This is a genomic window from Stenotrophomonas sp. 364, from assembly GCF_009832905.1.
In the GTDB taxonomy this organism is placed as follows: domain Bacteria; phylum Pseudomonadota; class Gammaproteobacteria; order Xanthomonadales; family Xanthomonadaceae; genus Stenotrophomonas; species Stenotrophomonas maltophilia_AP.
Genome location: NZ_CP047135.1, coordinates 2020613 through 2036977, shown reverse-complemented (window position 1 = coordinate 2036977; position 16365 = coordinate 2020613). Strand labels below are relative to the sequence as shown.

Sequence of the window (16365 nt, the reverse complement as noted above, 5' to 3'; positions counted from 1 at the left end):
CGCGGCAGCGGCCATGGCGCATTCTAGGAAGCGACGGTGCCCGCATCGCAGGCGCGCTGATGCCGATTGCTCATCTGCCCAGTCGCGCTGGTGATGACGGCCGCCACGGGGGCGGGTGGGCCTCAGCCGATCCCCAGACGGTCGTACATCCGCACCAGATCCACCAGCGTGCGCGCCTGCATCTTGCGCATCACGTTGGCGCGGCGCACCTTCACCGTGATTTCGCTCACCCCCAGTTCGGCGGCGATCTGTTTGTTGAGCCGGCCGCGGACGACGCCGCCCACCACGTCGCGCTCGCCGTCGTTGAGCGATGCCCAACGTTGCCGCAACACGTCCACCGCAGCGTCATCGCGGCGCCGCTCGCGGTCGCGCTCGATGCCGAGGTGGATCGCATCCAGCAGCTCCTGATCACGGAACGGCTTGGTCAGGAACTCGATGGCCCCTTCCTTCATGGCCGCCACACCCATCGCGATGTCGCCGTGGCCGGTGATGAACACCACCGGCAGATGCAGGCCATGGCTGGCCATCTGCCGGTGGAACTCCAGCCCGCTCTGGCCCGGCATGCGCACGTCCAGCACCAGGCAGGCCGGCGCGTCCGCGCGGGGGTGCTGCAGGAAGGCGGCCACGGAGTCGAAGGCACGCACCTGCATGCCCATCGAGGCCAACAGGTCCTCCAGAGCGGCGCGCACCGAATGATCGTCGTCCACCACGTACACGATGGGCGCAGGCGACGTCTCCGGCGGCGTCGGCCTAACCATGCGAACCTCCGCCATCGACCGGCAGTTCGAACACGAAACAGGCGCCACCGGCGGCCATCGGCTCGGCCCGGATATGGCCGTCATGGGCCTCCAGGATGCTGCGGCTCAGGCTCAAGCCCAAGCCCAGGCCGCCGGACTTGGTGGTCCAGAAGGCATCGAATACCCGCTCCGGCGCGTCCAGCGGTAGGCCACTGCCGTGGTCGCGCACACTCATCGCCACCCGCGTCGGGCTTGCGCGCCAGCTGCGCAGCACCAGCCGCCGGCTGCCTGCCGGCACCTCGGCCATCGCATCGACCGCGTTGAGAATCAGGTTGCCGATCACCTGCTGCACCTGCACGCGGTCGCCGAATACCGGCGGCAGCGCGTCATCCAGCTCGGTGCTCAGCGTCACCGCATGCTGTTCCAGTTCGCTTTGCGACAGCGCCAGCATTTCCAGCACCGCCTGGTTGAGGTCGAACCCCTGCCGCTCTGGCACCGCGCCGCGGGTCAACCCGCGCACGCGGGCAATCACGTCGCTGGCCCGGTGCGCATCGGCCAGGATCCGCGCCAGCGTCTGCCGCGCCTTCTCCACATTGGGCGGATCCTGGGCCAGCCAACGCTGACTGGCTTCGGCGCTGCTGGCGATCGCCGCCAGCGGTTGGTTCACTTCGTGCGCGATGGAGGTGGTCAGCTCGCCCACGGTGGAAGCGCGTGCCACCCGCAGCAACCGGGCCTGCGCGTCCTGCACGGCGGCCTTGGCCGCTTCCATCTTCAGCGCCAGCCAGGTGGTGATGCCGATCACCAGCATGCCGATGCCCGAATTCACCAGGCCGATGCGGTACGTGCCGAAGCGGGTCAGGAAGAAGCTGAGCCCGGTGAGGCCGATGCAGAGGGCGGCCAACCGCACCAGCCCGCGTCCGGACAGCACGCGCGAGGCGGCCAGGATCACCGCCGCGTAGAAGCAGGCGGCGGCCACCGCATAGTCGGTGAGCGTATCGGCGGCGAAGATCGCAGCCATCACCACGCCCAGCACGAGCAGGGCAACGGTACGGCGCGAGGAGGTAGACAGCATCGGAACGGTTCCGTGGAAAACGTGGACAAAGGCCGCGTGGTTCGACGCGGCCGAGCATAGCATCGGGGCCGTGGCCGGCCGGTGTCAGTCCTCCAGCGTGGCATTCCAGAACGCCTGCAGAACGCCCGGCAGGCCCGCGAGCGTGGCCAGCACCGCGTCCAGTTCGGCGGCGTCCACGGCTGTCGCGTACAGCACCGCCTCGATCTCCACGTCGCGCTCGCCGAAGGGGCGCGGATCGACGGCGCGCACCGGGTAGTGCGCCTGTTCCAGCAGCCCCAGCAGCCGGTCCAGCACGTCGGCCTGGTGCTCGCGCTGGCACACCACCGTGACCGCGTAGGTCGCCTCGCTGAAGGATTCCTCCACCGGCTGGCGCTGGATGCGGTTGACCACCGGCCGCAACAGCGTGTTGGCCGCCAGCACGAACAGTGCCGCCAGCAGCGCTTCGGGCAGCAGCTTGATGCCGGCGCAGGCACCCACGGCCGCCGACCCCCACAGCGTGGCAGCGGTGTTCAGGCCGGACACCTGCGCACCGTCCTTCATGATCGCGCCGGCGCCCAAAAAACCGACCCCGGAGATGACGTACGCCACCACGTGCAGCGGCGAGGGCGGGCCGCCGTACAGGTCGTGGAAGCGCACGGCCAGGTCCACGAACAACGCCGCGCCCACCGCCACCAGCGTGTTGGTGCGCAGGCCGGCGGTGCGCTGGCGCAGCTGCCGCTCCAGCCCGATCGCCGCCCCGAGCACGAAGGCCGTGCCCAGGCTGATCAGGGTGCTGATCGTGGCCCCGGCGTTGAACGCCGGCAGGTGCGGGTTGAAGTCCATCACTGCCACCCGTAACGACGGATGTAGACTTTCTTCAGCAGCGTGGTCAGCACCGCATACCCGAACAGAATGGCAACCAGGAACGGCCAGTAACCGGGCGGCAGTGCCTGCAGTTTGAAGTAGCCGGCCAGCGGGCTCATCGGCAGCAGCACGCCGATGGCCATGATCAGGCCGGTCATCAGAAGCAGCGGCGGGGCGGCGATGCTCTGCACGAACGGCACCTTGGGCGTGCGGATCATGTGCACGATCAGGGTCTGGGTCAGCAGGCCCACCACGAACCAGCCGGACTGGAACAGGCTCTGGTCGGCCGCCGTGCGCGCATCGAACACGTACCACATCAGCGCGAAGCAGGTCAGGTCGAAGATCGAGCTGATCGGGCCGAAGAACACCATGAAACGCCCGATGTCGGCCGGGTTCCACTTCAGCGGCTTGCGCACCAGCTCCTCATCGACGTTGTCGAATGGAATGGCGATCTGCGAGATGTCATACAGCAGGTTCTGCACCAGCAGCTGCAGTGGCAGCATCGGCAGGAAGGGCAGGAACGCGGAGGCCACCAGCACCGAGAACACGTTGCCGAAGTTGGAACTGGCAGTCATGCGGATGTACTTGAGCATGTTGCTGAAGGTGCGCCGGCCCTGCACCACGCCTTCCTCGAGGACCATCAGGTTCTTCTCGAGCAGGATGATGTCGGCCGCCTCCTTGGCGATATCCACCGCGCTGTCCACGCTGATGCCGATGTCGGCAGCACGCAGGGCCGGCGCATCGTTGATGCCATCGCCGAGGAACCCCACTACTTTGCCCTGTGCACGCAGGGCGCGCACCAGCCGCTCCTTGTGCAGGGGCGTGAGCCGGGCAAAAACGCGGTGGCGGCCCAGCGCGTCGGCCACCGCAGCCTCGTCCATGCGGTCGATCTGCGGCCCGGTCACGATGCCGTCGGCGTGCAGCCCCACCTGGGCGCACACCCGCGCGGTGACCAGTTCGTTGTCACCGGTGAACACCTTCACTTCCACGCCCAGTCCGGCCAACGCCTGCAGCGCCTGCGCGGTCGATTCCTTCGGCGGGTCCAGGAAGGCCACGTAGCCGAGCAGGGTGAGATCCTGCTCGTCGGCCTGCGAATACACCTCGCGCGTGGCCGGGACTTCCTTCATGGCCACCGCGACCACGCGCAAGCCCTGTTCGTTGAGTTCCTCGGTGGTCTGGCGCACCCGTGCCAGCCGCTGCGCATCCAGCGGCAGGTCCTGGCCCCCTTCGCGCACGCGGCTGCACACGGCCAGCATCTCTTCCACCGCGCCTTTGCAGACCAGCTCGTGGTGGTCGTCGCGCTCGGACACCACCACCGACATGCGGCGGCGCTCGAAGTCGAACGGGATCTCATCCACCTTGCGGTAGTCCTGCGCCAGGCGCAGCTCGGTCTGCAGTTCCACGTGCTCCAGCACGGCGCGGTCGAGCAGGTTGGTCAGCCCGGTCTGGAAATGGCTGTTGAGGTAGGCGAATGCCAGCACGTCCTGCGAGTCGTTGCCGAACACGTCGGTGTGCCGCTCCAGCGCGATGCGGTCCTGGGTAAGCGTGCCGGTCTTGTCGGTGCACAGCACGTCCATCGCGCCGAAGTTCTGGATCGCATCCAGGCGCTTGACGATCACCTTGCGCCGCGACAACAGCACCGCGCCCTTGGCCAGGGTGGAGGTGACGATCATCGGCAGCATTTCCGGGGTGAGCCCGACGGCCACCGACAGCGCGAACAGGAAGGCTTCGGTCCAGTTGCCCTTGGTCACGCCGTTGACCAGCAGTACGAACGGCACCATCACCAAGGCGAACCGGATCAGCAGCCAGCTGACACTGTTGACCCCGGCCTGGAACGCGGTGGGCGCGCTTGCGGTGGCGGTGCTGCGTTGGGCAATGGTGCCGAAGCAGGTGCGGTTGCCGGTGGCCAGCACCATGGCGGTGGCCGAGCCGGACACCACGTTGGTGCCCATGAACAGCAGGTTGGGCTGCTCCAGCAGGTTGGCCTGGGCGGGGTCGGGGGCGGCGAACTTCTCCACCGGCAGCGATTCGCCGGTCATGGCCGCCTGCGCCACGAACAGGTCCTTGGCGTTCAGCACGCGGCAGTCGGCGGGGATCATGTCGCCGGCCGACAGCACGATGTGGTCGCCGGGCACCACTGCACGGATCGGCAGCGAACGCTGCTGCGCGGGACGCGGAGCGCGGGGTTCGGCGCCGGCGTCCTGCGCGGTTGCGCCCGTGCCGTCGGGACGGCGCAATACGCGGGCGTTGTTGCCCACCAGCGCCTTGAGCCGCTCCGCCGCGCGGTTGGAGCGGCCCTCCTGGACGAAACGGATCAGCGTGGACAACACCACCATGGTGCCGATCACCACCGTGGCCTTGACGTCTTCGGTCAGCCAGGACACCACCGCCAGCAGGCTGAGCAGCAGGTTGAACGGGTTGCGGTAGCACTGCCAAAGGTGGCGCCACCACGGCAGCGGCTTTTCGTGATCGATCTCGTTGGGACCCACGCGGGCGAGCCGGGCATCGGCTTCGTCGGTGGCCAGCCCGTCGGGGTGCGACGCCACCGCCGCCAGCGCGGCTGCCACGGGCACCTGTGCCAGACGCCGCAACGCATCGCTGAAATCGGTGGGCACCGCGCCCGCCGCACCGCGCCCCATCCCGGCGTCGGGCAGGGCGCGGCGACGGAACAGGCTGGCGGCGCGGCGACTGCGCAGGAAGGCATCGAACCATGCATTGAGCAGGGTCATGGGGAACTCCTTGAAAGACAGGCGACACCGCGCAGGGCGGCACGGGTCGGGATGCAGGGCTGCGCGCGGCCTGTGAGGACGTGGCCGCGCGGAGATCAGGCGTGCTGGACGCTGGCGATGGGAAACGACCAGCGCGGGCGCGCCGGGCCGGGCCTGACACGCGAGCACAGCGGCAGCAGCGCGCTACGCAGGGCGGCCGGCAGGTGGCGCAGCACGCGCAGGCGTTCGGAGATCGGCAGCAGGCTCAGGGCGTCGGCGATGACGCGCTCGGAGCCCAGGGCCAGGGCGCGTGCGAACAACGGGGCGCCGTGCTGCAGCAGCTGGCTGCGCAGGCCGGCCACGTCGCGATCAAGGATCAGGCGGCGCAGGGTGATGTAGAGGATTTTGTAGTGCATCGGAAGGCCTCCGGGCAGGCAGCGCCCGCCGGCCGCCCGGCACTCAGACGTGCGGACGCCGCCGGCCGGACGCCGGGGTGGAACAGGGCAGGGGCGGAACCAGGGGCGCGCGGCACCCGGCAGGATCGGGGTCGGGATCCATGGAAATGTCCGGTGGTGGAAGGGGCGATGCCGGCGACGCAGTGCGCCTGGCCGGTGTGCGTATTGTCCGCGCCCGCTGCGCGCAGGCCTAGATGCCCGTGGGTTAGCGGCGATATACCTTGGTATATCCAGCGCAGCGCAGGGCGCGCCGTGCCGGCGGGGCGGTCAGGCCTTCGGGGCGCGGGCGCGGCGCGGCTTGGCGATACGTCCCACGTCACGCGCCGGCGTTGCAGTGCGCGGTTGCATCTGTTCCAGCCAGGCCAGGTTGTCCAGGTACATCAGGAAGTGCTGCAGGTAGCCCGGGGACAGTTCGCTCATCAAGGTGAGCGAGCGGTGCACCAGCACCGCCGAATTCAACGGGCCACCGTCGCCGGGCCCCTGCGCCAGCGAGATGCGCTTCTGGCTTTCATTGCGCACCGTGGCCCACAGGTCACGGAACTCGCTGATGGCCGGCAGCGCGGGGAATGCCGGTGTGGGCGCGGTGTCGAGGGGGGCGTCGTGCGGCACCGACGGTGCCTGCGTATCCGCATGCGCGGACAACGTCGCCAGCAGGCCCGACAGCGGACGTGCGCGGTCGGTGTCTGCGGCAGGCGCGGCCCGCGTGTGGCGTGGCGTGCGCGCAGTCTGCTCGGCAATGCGCGCCGCATACGCCGCCACCCGCGCGGCCAGCCGCGCATCCAGCAGCTGTCGCACTGCGCCCTGATATGCCTGCGCACGCGACTGCAAGGCCTCGATCACCGCAAAGCCCACCGGGTCGATCCGGTCCAGCTGCTGCAAGCGCCAAGCATCGAGCTGTGCGGCCACCGGCAACGACTTACGGGGCATCGGCTGGCGCCGTGGCTTTCGGCCGCGGAATCGGTGCCATTTCAACGCGGCGATTGCGCGCGCGCCCGGCTTCCTCGGCGTTGGAATCCACCGGCTGCTCGGCACCGAAGGCGGCGGCAAACACCGCCGAGGCGGGCACGCCTTCGGCAATCAGCGCCCGGGTGACGGTAAGCGCGCGCTCGGCCGACAACGCCCAGTTGTCGGCAAACTGGCGGTTGCCTTCGCGCACCTGGCGATCATCGGTGAAGCCGCTCACCATCAGGATTTCCTCGCGCGAGGACAGGTACTCGGCCAACGGGCCGGCCAGGCTCTTGAGCAGTTCACGGCCTTCAGGCTGCAACTGGTCGGAATTCAAAGCGAACAGCACGCTCCCGCGGATGCCGATGCGGCCATCGACGATGGTCACCCGCCCGGCCGCCAGCGGCACCGCCAGCGCCTGCTCCAGCGTCTTGCGACGCTGCGCTTCGGCCTGGCGCTGCTTGACCTCGTGGTCCAGCCGGTTGGACAGTTCCAGCTGCAGCGCCACCACGCCCACCAGGATCAGCACGAAGGCGCCCAGCAGCACCGACATCAGGTCGCCGAAGGCGGCCCAGATCGGTGCACCGGATTCACCATCGACCTCGATCTCGTCGCTCATGCGGTGGCGGTCCCGGTCGCATCGGCCGTGCGGCGCGCGCCCAGCTGCTGCAGTTCTTCGATGATCTGCTTCTGCGACAGCACGCTCAGGTCAATCACTTCGCGCGCCTGGGCCACGTAATAGGCCAGCTGCTCGTCGCTGCGTGCCAGCGAGGCATCGAGCGCGCCGCTGATCTGCGCGAGGCGGTCGCCCAGCCCGCTGCTGGCGCTGCCGAACACCTCCATGGCGCCGCCGAACGCATCGGCCAGTGCCGCCACTTCGACCGCGCTGCCGGTGACCTGCGCGGCAACCTCGCCCAGCTTGCCGGTTTCGGTGGCGAGGTGGTCGGTGAAGCGCGTACCCACCCGGTCGAGCAGGTCGGCCGAAGTGGTCACCAGTGCATCGACGGCAGTGCGCTGTTCGGTGGAGGCATGGTTGACCGCATCCAGCAGCGTTTCCAGCGTGGCCAGCAGACGGCTGCGCTCTTCCAGCATGGCGGTGTCGCGGACCATGCTGTCGGACAGCTTCTGGCGCAGCTCGGCCACCACGTCGGCGGCGGCCTTCGGTGCCTCCGAGGCGACCTGCACCAACCGCGAGATCTCGGCGATGGTGTCGCTTGCGTGGGCCTGGGTCTGGGTGGTGATCTCCTGCGCGGTCCGCGACAGCGTCTCGCAGATGTCCTGCTGGCGGCGCGCCACATGTTCGCCGGTCTGCGCCCACTGCTGGGCCAGCGCAGTGGACTGCGTGCCGAACGCCTCGCTCCAGGCCGCCAGTCGCTGCGCGTCGCGCGCTTCCAGCGCGTCCTGCAGGGTGGCGTGCGCGTGCTGCATCGTCTCGGCGAGGGTGCGTGCGTGTGTATCGAAGCTGCCGGCCACGGCAGTCAGTGCCTGCTCGTTGCGCGCAGCGCTGCTGGCATGCGTGGCCGCCTGCTGGGCCAATGCATCACGCCACGCGTCGGCGTGGCTGCGCGTGCTGGCGTCCAGGCGATCGGACAGCGTCTCAAGCAGGGCGCTGGCACGTGCGTCGTGGGCCTGGGTGAAGCCCTGCAACGTGCTGTCCAGCCCGCCGATCAGCGCGGCGTTTGCCTGCTGCTGGCGCTCCTGGCTGCTGTTCCAGCGCTCGGCCGTGGCGTCCAGGCGGCTGGCCAGGGCCTCGGCCAGGCTGCCGGCCTGCTCCTGGTGCTGGTCGGTGAAGCGGGCCAGTGCGTCGCGCAGTTCCACGACCAACGCTTCGTTGGTGCGCTGTTGCGCGGCCTGGGCGGTGGTCCAGCTGCTGGCGCTGGCGTCCAGGCGCTGCGCCACCCCGTCCAGCAGGCGCAGGGTGTGCTGGTCATGGCTGTCGCTGAACTGCTGTAGCGTCTGCCGCAGGTCGGCGGTGAGCGCCTGATGGGTCTGCTGCTGCGCCGCCTGTGCGGTGGCCCAGTGATCCACGTTGGCCGCCAGACGCGACGACAGCGCATCCAGCAGGCCGAGCGCGCGTTGGTCGTGCTGGGCGGTGAGGTGCTCCAGCGCCGCGCGCAGGTCGGTGGTGAGCGCCAGGTTGGTCTGCTGCTGCGCAGCGATCGCGCTGTTCCAGCTGTCCGCGCTGGCTGCGCGGCTGGCCTCGAAGCCGACGTTGAGGCCGTCCAGCTGGCGCTGCACGGCGTCGCCGACACTGCGCTGCAGGGCGGTGGTTTCGGCGGCGATGCCGCGGAGGGTGCTGTCCATGATCGGCTGCAGGGCCTCGCCCACCGCGCGTGCACTGGCGGCGATGCTGTCTTTCAGCGCCAGCTCCACCGCGCCCGCCAGACGGACGTGTTCGGCGTCGGCCTTGGCATGGAAGGTCTCCTGGCTGGACAGCAGCTGCTGGTTGGCCTGCAGGCTGTGCTGCTCGATCGCCGCGGTCATCGCCTGCAGGCGTTCAACCAGCGCCGGCATCAGCGCGGCCTGCGCCTGCGCAAGGCGGAAGGTCTCGCTGCGCTGCCATGCCTGTGAATGGGGGTGCAGGTCGGTGGCCACGCGCGCATCGAGCTGCTGCACGGTCTGCAGGCGCTCGCGGCGGCACAGCGCCGACAGCAGGCCGAGCATCGCCGAGGTCGCCACGCCGGCGATGGAGGTGCCGAATGCCACCGCCAGGCCTTCCACCGGTGCCCCGAGCGAGCCGCGGATGGCCTGCAGGTCGGTAGCGCTTTCCAGTGCCAGCCCGGTACCGCGCAGCGTGGCCATCATGCCCAGCAGGGTGCCGAGCATGCCCAGCAGGACCAGCAGCCCCACCAGGTAGGGCGTCAGCACCGGGGCGGGCAGGGCAACACGCTCGCCGTCCACGCGCAGGCGCACCGCATTGCGCAGGCTGGCCGGCACGCGCTGCAACCAGGCGCCCAGGTCCTGCTCGGCCGCCGACACATCGGCCAACGCATGCCCCAGCCCAGCGGTAGCCTGGCGGTAGCGGAACAGCTCGACGCCCCCGGCGGTGTAGCAGGCGGCAATCACCAGTGCGACCGCGAAACCCACCGGGTTCGACCCGATGTATCCCACGCCGATCCAGCACGCGGCAAACAGACCTGCAAGGAAAACGACGAGATAAAGACTAGTTCTGAACATGACGTCCCAGTTATCGGGGGCGAAGCGCTGCAAGCAGGCCTTCGATGGGTTGAAAACGAACATCCAGTTCGGCCAGCAGCACGCTCTGCATCGCGTGGTTGAACCGCAGCCGCCAGCCCTCATCGGGAGGCATCGCGTCGGCGGACTCGCCTTCGACATGCGTTGGCAGCGCCGCGTTGCGCAGCCGCTCGAAATGCTGGGCGAGCAGCGCAGGCACCGTGGCCAGCAACGCCTGCTCGCGCGGGCTCAGCGTCTGTTCCATCACCGCATCCACCTCGGCCAGCCGCCCCAGTTCGGGGCCGGCCAGGCTGAGCATGTCGCGCAGGCGGCCACGCAGCCGTCCGGTGTTGGCCTGCATCGAACGCTGCAGGGCAACGACGCGTTGGCGGATCGCCGTCGCATCGTCCGTGGCGCCGGGCTTTGGCGGGTCAGGTTGCTGAACGATGGCGGCGGCCAGTACCGAGCGCACCCGCACGCATTCGGCCGCCTCGGCGGCATCGAACGCGACCGCCTCGGCAGGCGGGGGCGGCACCCTTCCGTCCAGCGCCCGCGACAGCGCCACCGCACGGTTCCAGTCGACCCACTGGCTCAGGCGGTCGGACAGGTCCGGGCTGGTCGGGGTCCCCTGGCCGTCGGCAAATTCTGCCAACAGACGGATGAAGGCCGGGCCGGGCAGGGGCGGGCGGTGCTGCGGTTTCGCCATTGTTCCGGTTAAAACGCTGAATTTTACACCGGAAAGACAACGGGCCTGTCTGAACGAGGCCTGCCCCCCTGGCGATGGCTGGTATTGGCATGGATTGCGCAGCATCCGGCAGGAGCCTGGCCGTGCGCATGCGCGTGTCAAAGCGTTGACGCATGCGCCGCTGCCGCGCTCCTTCGCCGTGCATGGCGCCGCTCGCAGGAGCGGCGCGTCAGGATGTCAACCTAGAAGGACGTTCAATGTACAGACAAGTCAGTGAAGTACTGCATCGCGCCTACCGCCCTTACGGTTCGTTGCACGAACTGCTCGGCGCGCTGGTCAACGAGCTCTCCCGCCACCAGGCCTTCCGTGGCAGCACGCTCCATCTGCAGCGCCGTGCCTCCGCTGGGACGCGCCGGGTGCCGCGCGATACCGCCCTCCGCAACCCGGCACATGGGCAGACAACCCCGATCCGCTATGCAGGCGAACTGCTGGGCGAACTGCACCTGGAAGGGGGCAGTGCGGCCACCGTGGACAGCACGCTGGGGCTGCGCGAAGTATTCGCACGGCGTTGCGCGCACCTGATCAAGCGCTATGAGGCACAATCCTGGGCAGACGCCCGCTTGCGGCGGCCGGTCCTGCTGGTGGGGGTATGCGACGCCTTGGGTCGGGTCGACGCGTTCGTGGAAAAAGCCGCGCACAGTCATCTGCCGGTGCTGCTGCGCGGCGAATTCGGCACCGAGAAGATGGAGGTCGCAGTCGCACTGCACTCCTGCGGCCCGCTGCGGGAGGGGCCGTTCATCGAGATCAACTGCGCCGATCCACCCGGCGACCCGGCGTCATGGTTTGAACAGGCCGCCGGAGGAACGCTGTACCTGGATGCCATCGATGAACTGCCGCCGCACCTGCAGGCTCAGTTGCCGCAGCGCATCCAGCCCATCACGGTGGCGCCGGAACGCCATTCACGGGTGGTGGCCTCCACCAGCCAGGACCTGGAGGCGTGCGTGCGCGAAGGGCGCTTCGCGCGTGCGCTGCTGGCCGGGCTGGCATTCCTGGTGGGCGACGTGCCACCGCTGCGCGAGCGTCCCGGCGATATCGCCGCACTGGTGTCGCGGACGCTGGAGCGCTACGGCTTTGATCCGCAACGCGCGCTCACCGACGAACTGCTGGATGTACTGCGGCGGCATCGCTGGCCGGAAAACCTGCTGGAAATGGAGCGCGTGGTGGCGCGCCTGGCCGTGATGACCGGCGGTCGGCCCATCCGCGCCGCCGACATCCAACTGCATGCACCGGCACTGGCGGCGGCGCTGCCGGTCGCCGGTGGCGATGCGGGATCGGCCAGGGCCTCGGGGGCCGAAGCGATGCCCGCGCCCGGCGGCGGGCGTCGCGACAGTGACTGGGTGACCAACGTCCTGGCGCTGGACCGGACAGGGTCGAGCGACCTCCACGATGCGCTGCGCAAGGCACTGGTTTACATGAGCGAACATTTCGCCGAGCCGCTGGTGCTTGCCGATCTGGCCCGCCAGGCACACGTGAGCCAGTCCCACCTCGGTTTTCTGTTCCGCAGCGAACTGGGCGTCACTTTCAAGCCGCTGCTGCAGCGGATGCGCATCGGCAAGGCCAAGGAGCTGCTGCGGGCCAGCCTGCGTCCGCGCATCACCGATATCGCGTTGCAGGTAGGCTTCGGCGACCTGAGCCATTTCGAGAAGACCTTCCGCCGGGTGGTAGGGGTCAGTCCGCGCGCCTTCCGGCGGCTGCCGCCGACCTGATCCTGCCGTCCCAACCCGCAGGCCTGGCGCAGAGGAGAGCTGCGCACGGCCTTGCCATCATCCGGGCTGGCTGTCAGGGCGATTGGGCCAACGCTGCAGATCCTGCAGCGCAGCCTGGATGCGCAACGTACTGAAGCCACCGGGTGCCTGCATCTGTTGCAGGTACTGACGTTGTGTCTGCAGCACCGGCTGGACGAACCACCAGGTGGGCTGCAGCGGTGCCTGCGCGCCCCATTGCTGGACAAGTGCGGTTGCCACGGGCAGCTGCCTCGGCGCCGGCAGGGAGGCCAGCATCCGGCCATAATCCACCGTGAGGGCACGCCCGCGCGAGTTGAGCAGGTCCACGCCGCTCATGCGCTGGTAGAACGTCGGTACGTCGCCATCAGCGAAGTCCGCCGCCAGCTGGGGATCGCTCCATACCGCAAAGGCCGGCTGCAGCGCTGCATAGCGCGCACCGATCTGTTGGGGCGTGGGTGGATCGCCCTGTGCGGGGGAAATGGCATCGGCGAACAACGGCGACCACCTGGATAGATCGATGTCGCCACCCCGCTGGCACATGAGCACGATATCGGCCACGTTGCCGGCGTCGGCCATGGCGCGCTCCGCCCCCTGGAGCGACCGGGTGGAGATGACCAGCACGCGGGCCACCAACTGCGCTGCATTGGTCAGCCAGGTCTGGTAGGCCGCCACGTTGGCCAGGATCAGCGTGACCGCACTCTGGAACGCGGCGCTCAGCTGTGCACGATCGACGTTGGTGGGGTAGGCGAGGTGCCCATCCAGGTCGTAAAGTGCATTGAGCAGCGGCTGCCTGGCGGCGGTGCCGGGCGTTTCATAGCGCAGGTCTGGGGTGTCCCACCCGATCACCTGCCGGTCCTGCTGCTCGGCGCAGAAGGTGCTGTAGGCGGTGTCCAACTGCGTGCCCGACGGTACCTCCAGCACGCCGGGGCTGCACGCCTCCAAGTCGATCAGGTAGGGCAGATGCTGGTGCACGATCAGGTTCTCCTGATGCATGTCGGTGATCTGCAGCAGCCAGCACAGCGCAACCTGCGCGCCGAAGGCGCTGTAGTAGATCTGACGCTGCGCCGCGGTAAAACGGTTGTCCTGTTCGCCGCTGGTCAGGAACTGGGTATAGCCGTAAGAGTCGCGCAACGGCAGCACGGACGCACCCGCCGCATCGGTCTGCAGCGCCAGCGCCGATCCGGGCCACACCGGCAGAATGCGGTACACCGGTAGCGCAGGTCCGGTCGCGGCAGCTGCCTGCTGTTGGTCGTTGAACAGTTCGCACAGGCTGCCGTTGCCCTGCAGCAGCACGGCTGCCGTGACGCCCTTGCCAGTGACCACGTTCAGCAGCGCGGCGTTCAACGCCGCCGTCAGTGCCGCGGTATCGCCGACGATGCGGAAGTCGCGCTCCAGGTCGGATGGTTTGTAGACCAGGCGGCTTTCGTTGCCTGCAGCGTCGCGGAAGGTCAGCAGCAGCACCTGACCGCCGCCCTTGTGGAAGTCGCTGCCGGAACTGCCCAGGCGGACCAGCGCCACCTGCACCACGCCGGCGAAGAAGTATGCCTGCAGATCGGCCCAGTCTTCCTCCAGGCGCGCGCAGCAGCGCAGGATGCTGCGCTGGAAGTTCAACGCGGTGCTGTGGATCCGTCGCCGGACACTGTCGTGCTGGTCCAGGAATGCCTCCGGGTTGGCCACCAGCGTTGCGGCCAGCTGCCGGTACATGTCGCGGGTGATGCCGGCACCGGGGAAACGTATCGCGGCCTCGCCCCTGACCAGCTCCACCACCGTCGGCGCCACCTGTTCGTCCAGCAGGCGCGCCAGGGTGCCGAACAGGGCAGGATCGAGCAGCGCCGACGCAAGGCGCGGGTGCTGTTCGGCATACTGCTCGAACAACCGCCAGACCACTCTCAGCTCGAAGCTGTACAGACGGGCGCGCAGGGCATCCGGAACGGTGGTGGTGACGGCCAGGCGCGGGTACGGAAATACCCGGGAAGGGCGGAGCGTCCAGGTATCCATGTCTTCAAACCCTCGGGTCGAACGATGGGAAGGTGCCATTGACGGTGATCTCCGCGCCCCTGAATGTCCGGCGCGTGATCCGGCGCTTGATGAAGTCGCGTAGTGCGATCACCTGGTCCGGCTTTCCGGAACGACGGATCACCACGTTCTTGTCGGCGTCGGCGTCCCAATCGACGGCGAGCGTGTAGTACGCGTCCGTACCGACGTAACCGTGCACCTCTTCGGCATCGGCATCGGCATCGGTGATGAACACCAGGCGGCGCGACCGCGTGTTGGCGAAGTCTGCCGCGGTGAGCAGATAGCACAACGCGTCGTTGGCCGGGATCGGTTCGCCGCCCGCCGGTGGCGCGGGGAATACGTCCACGATGCGGTTGTAGACATCCAGCCAGTTCACCTGCAGCGGCTGCAGCGTGCCGTCTGGGGCGCCCATCCATGAACGCAGCGCGTCAATGGAGGCTGAGGCGTACTGAACCACCGCACGCACGGCGTTGTCATCGCCCTGCAGAATGGTGGCGATCAGCTGCCGTGCCGACAGCGCCTCCGGCGTGTCGCCGTTGCTGACAATCGCCAACGCCCGCAACTGGCGCAGATGCGCAACGCGTGCGCGCAGCAGAGTGGCGCGGTTCAGCCCCAGGATGGCGATGCTGGACCCGCCGCGGGCAAGCCCGTTGGCGGTTCCGATATCGAGCTGGGTTACCCAGCGTGCGAACGCGCTGTCGACCCCGGGGGCGGTAGTGGATTGTTGGGGAATGAGCCGCGGATCGGCCCAGATGCGCGCCTGTATCTCACCGGATGTCCATTGCGGGGCGGTATCGCTGTAGAACGCCTTGACCACATCCCACGGATAGGCGCTGCCGTTGAGCGGATTGAAGCGGATGTGGTTGCGCGGATCGTCGACATACGGCTGGATCAGCACGGGCAGTTCGGCATCCAGGTCCGCGCGCTCCCGGGCGCGTACACCGGTGATCGGAAATTCGTTCTTCTTGTATGCCTCGTTGCACATCACGCAGGCATACAGCAGGTTGTCCGGTGTGTAGGCGAGGAAGTAGTAGGCCGGCCGATACAGTTCCTCCCCTTTGCCCCATCCGGCCTTGGGCCGGAAATGCTCCACGTCGCCCCAACTGACATGCTGGACCAGCGATTCGCAGTAGGCGCACCGGCCCAGGTGGGAGTGGGTCAGCCATTGCTTCATGTCGGCACTGGCATAGAGCGACGCATCGAAGGCGGCCGAGGTAACGCCGGCCATGACCCTCAGTTCGTCGCGCCAGCCGGTGTCGCCATGCTCACGCACACCGGCGGTGGAAATGACGGCCGTGCTGGCCAGGGTGGGGCCCCAGGTCTGGGCGAGAAGCGCGCGATCGTCAGGCTGCAGCAGTTTGCCGGCTGCATAGACCGGGTTGTTGCCGATCCACTGTTCGAGCCGGGTCACCATGCCAGTCATGGCGACCCGCGAGGCGTCTGCGTTCTCGACCTGGTTCCGCGGCAACTGCGGCGGTGAGTAGGGAATCTTCAACATGCGTGCGGCTCCTCTACGGCGGGGCGCTGCCGGCGTCAGCGGGCCGGGCCGTCGGCGGGGGGTGGGGATGCAGCGCCGCCGTCGGTGGCACTGCTGGCCTGGCGCATGGCGTCCTGCACCGCAGCGTCGGCGGCGGACGTTGCCGCCTGCACGGCGGCCTGCGCGGCTGCATCGGCCGCCTGCACCGCCTGGTTGGCCGCGGTGATGGACTGCTGCGTGCTGACCATGGCGGCCTGGATCAGCGCGTCGCTGGCGCACATTGCCTGGTCAACCAGCGTCTGTGCGACCCGCATCGGGTCCGACGGCGGCGCCGGGTCCGGTGCGGTGGTCGGGGGAAGGGGGACGCCGGGGGGCAGGGTAGGCATGGCATGGTCTCCTGGAGCGGGGAATGAGGGGGTAGGGCGGCGCACCGCCTGCAGCAGGGCGCGGAACACCTGTCTGCCACGGG

At 68.8% G+C, this 16365-nt stretch carries 13 protein-coding genes; 1 reads left to right on the top strand and 12 read right to left on the bottom strand.

Going from position 1 to position 16365, the window contains the following annotated elements; genetic code table 11:
• Positions 1-122 precede the first annotated feature (122 nt).
• From GQ674_RS09335 to GQ674_RS09295, 9 genes are all read right to left on the bottom strand, one after another.
• The gene (locus GQ674_RS09335) at positions 123-758 is read right to left on the bottom strand and encodes a response regulator (RefSeq protein ID WP_159496832.1); all 636 of its coding nucleotides are present in this window, start codon (positions 756-758) and stop codon (positions 123-125) included.
• Entirely contained in the window at positions 751-1809 is a 1059-nt protein-coding gene (locus GQ674_RS09330; RefSeq protein ID WP_159496831.1) for an ATP-binding protein, read from the bottom strand. The genes GQ674_RS09335 and GQ674_RS09330 overlap by 8 nt, the downstream gene beginning before the upstream one ends.
• 84 nt (positions 1810-1893) lie before the next feature.
• Entirely contained in the window at positions 1894-2631 is a 738-nt protein-coding gene (locus GQ674_RS09325; RefSeq protein ID WP_159496830.1) for an MgtC/SapB family protein, read from the bottom strand.
• Positions 2631-5381 carry a magnesium-translocating P-type ATPase gene (gene mgtA / locus GQ674_RS09320; protein ID WP_159496829.1) on the bottom strand — a complete coding sequence of 917 codons (2751 nt, stop codon included), beginning with the start codon at positions 5379-5381 and terminating at the stop codon, positions 2631-2633. Before mgtA ends, GQ674_RS09325 begins: the two co-directional genes overlap by 1 nt.
• 95 nt (positions 5382-5476) lie before the next feature.
• Positions 5477-5776 carry a hypothetical protein gene (locus GQ674_RS09315; protein WP_236546240.1) on the bottom strand — a complete coding sequence of 100 codons (300 nt, stop codon included), beginning with the start codon at positions 5774-5776 and terminating at the stop codon, positions 5477-5479.
• A 306-nt stretch (positions 5777-6082) separates the two neighbouring features.
• Positions 6083-6742, bottom strand: coding sequence for a DUF2894 domain-containing protein (locus GQ674_RS09310; protein WP_159496828.1), 660 nt, complete (start codon positions 6740-6742; stop codon positions 6083-6085).
• Entirely contained in the window at positions 6732-7379 is a 648-nt protein-coding gene (locus GQ674_RS09305; RefSeq protein WP_159496827.1) for an OmpA family protein, read from the bottom strand. Before GQ674_RS09305 ends, GQ674_RS09310 begins: the two co-directional genes overlap by 11 nt.
• Complete coding sequence (locus GQ674_RS09300) at positions 7376-9937, bottom strand: DUF802 domain-containing protein (protein WP_159496826.1); 2562 nt, start codon at positions 9935-9937, stop codon at positions 7376-7378. The genes GQ674_RS09305 and GQ674_RS09300 overlap by 4 nt, the downstream gene beginning before the upstream one ends.
• A 10-nt stretch (positions 9938-9947) precedes the next feature.
• On the bottom strand, positions 9948-10640 hold the full coding sequence (locus GQ674_RS09295) for a DUF3348 domain-containing protein (protein ID WP_159499363.1): 693 nt from the start codon (positions 10638-10640) through the stop codon (positions 9948-9950).
• A 236-nt stretch (positions 10641-10876) separates the two neighbouring features.
• Between GQ674_RS09295 and GQ674_RS09290 the strand changes: the two genes are divergently transcribed.
• Positions 10877-12385 (top strand): helix-turn-helix domain-containing protein, encoded by a 1509-nt coding sequence (locus GQ674_RS09290; protein WP_159496825.1) that lies wholly within the window; start codon positions 10877-10879, stop codon positions 12383-12385.
• A 57-nt stretch (positions 12386-12442) separates the two neighbouring features.
• Here the strand turns inward: GQ674_RS09290 and GQ674_RS09285 are convergent, their stop codons facing one another.
• From GQ674_RS09285 to GQ674_RS09275, 3 genes are read right to left on the bottom strand one after another with little or no spacing between them, the layout of a single operon-like run.
• On the bottom strand, positions 12443-14401 hold the full coding sequence (locus tag GQ674_RS09285; RefSeq protein ID WP_159496824.1) for a DUF4135 domain-containing protein: 1959 nt from the start codon (positions 14399-14401) through the stop codon (positions 12443-12445).
• 4 nt (positions 14402-14405) lie between these two features.
• Positions 14406-15917: a hypothetical protein gene (locus GQ674_RS09280; protein ID WP_159496823.1), complete on the bottom strand. Its 1512-nt coding sequence runs from the start codon at positions 15915-15917 to the stop codon at positions 14406-14408.
• A gap of 35 nt (positions 15918-15952) precedes the next feature.
• Entirely contained in the window at positions 15953-16282 is a 330-nt protein-coding gene (locus tag GQ674_RS09275; RefSeq protein ID WP_159496822.1) for a hypothetical protein, read from the bottom strand.
• Between the last annotated feature and the right edge of the window lie 83 nt (positions 16283-16365).

Coding starts and splice junctions, on each gene's coding strand:
- GQ674_RS09275 (WP_159496822.1), bottom strand. CDS start 16,282: ATGCCTACCCTGCCCCCCGGCGTCCCCCTTCCCCCGACCACCGCACCG.
- GQ674_RS09300 (WP_159496826.1), bottom strand. CDS start 9,937: ATGTTCAGAACTAGTCTTTATCTCGTCGTTTTCCTTGCAGGTCTGTTT.
- GQ674_RS09280 (WP_159496823.1), bottom strand. CDS start 15,917: ATGTTGAAGATTCCCTACTCACCGCCGCAGTTGCCGCGGAACCAGGTC.
- GQ674_RS09325 (WP_159496830.1), bottom strand. CDS start 2,631: ATGGACTTCAACCCGCACCTGCCGGCGTTCAACGCCGGGGCCACGATC.
- GQ674_RS09295 (WP_159499363.1), bottom strand. CDS start 10,640: ATGGCGAAACCGCAGCACCGCCCGCCCCTGCCCGGCCCGGCCTTCATC.
- mgtA (WP_159496829.1), bottom strand. CDS start 5,381: ATGACCCTGCTCAATGCATGGTTCGATGCCTTCCTGCGCAGTCGCCGC.
- GQ674_RS09315 (WP_236546240.1), bottom strand. CDS start 5,776: ATGCACTACAAAATCCTCTACATCACCCTGCGCCGCCTGATCCTTGAT.
- GQ674_RS09310 (WP_159496828.1), bottom strand. CDS start 6,742: ATGCCCCGTAAGTCGTTGCCGGTGGCCGCACAGCTCGATGCTTGGCGC.
- GQ674_RS09290 (WP_159496825.1), top strand. CDS start 10,877: ATGTACAGACAAGTCAGTGAAGTACTGCATCGCGCCTACCGCCCTTAC.
- GQ674_RS09285 (WP_159496824.1), bottom strand. CDS start 14,401: ATGGATACCTGGACGCTCCGCCCTTCCCGGGTATTTCCGTACCCGCGC.
- GQ674_RS09330 (WP_159496831.1), bottom strand. CDS start 1,809: ATGCTGTCTACCTCCTCGCGCCGTACCGTTGCCCTGCTCGTGCTGGGC.
- GQ674_RS09335 (WP_159496832.1), bottom strand. CDS start 758: ATGGTTAGGCCGACGCCGCCGGAGACGTCGCCTGCGCCCATCGTGTAC.
- GQ674_RS09305 (WP_159496827.1), bottom strand. CDS start 7,379: ATGAGCGACGAGATCGAGGTCGATGGTGAATCCGGTGCACCGATCTGG.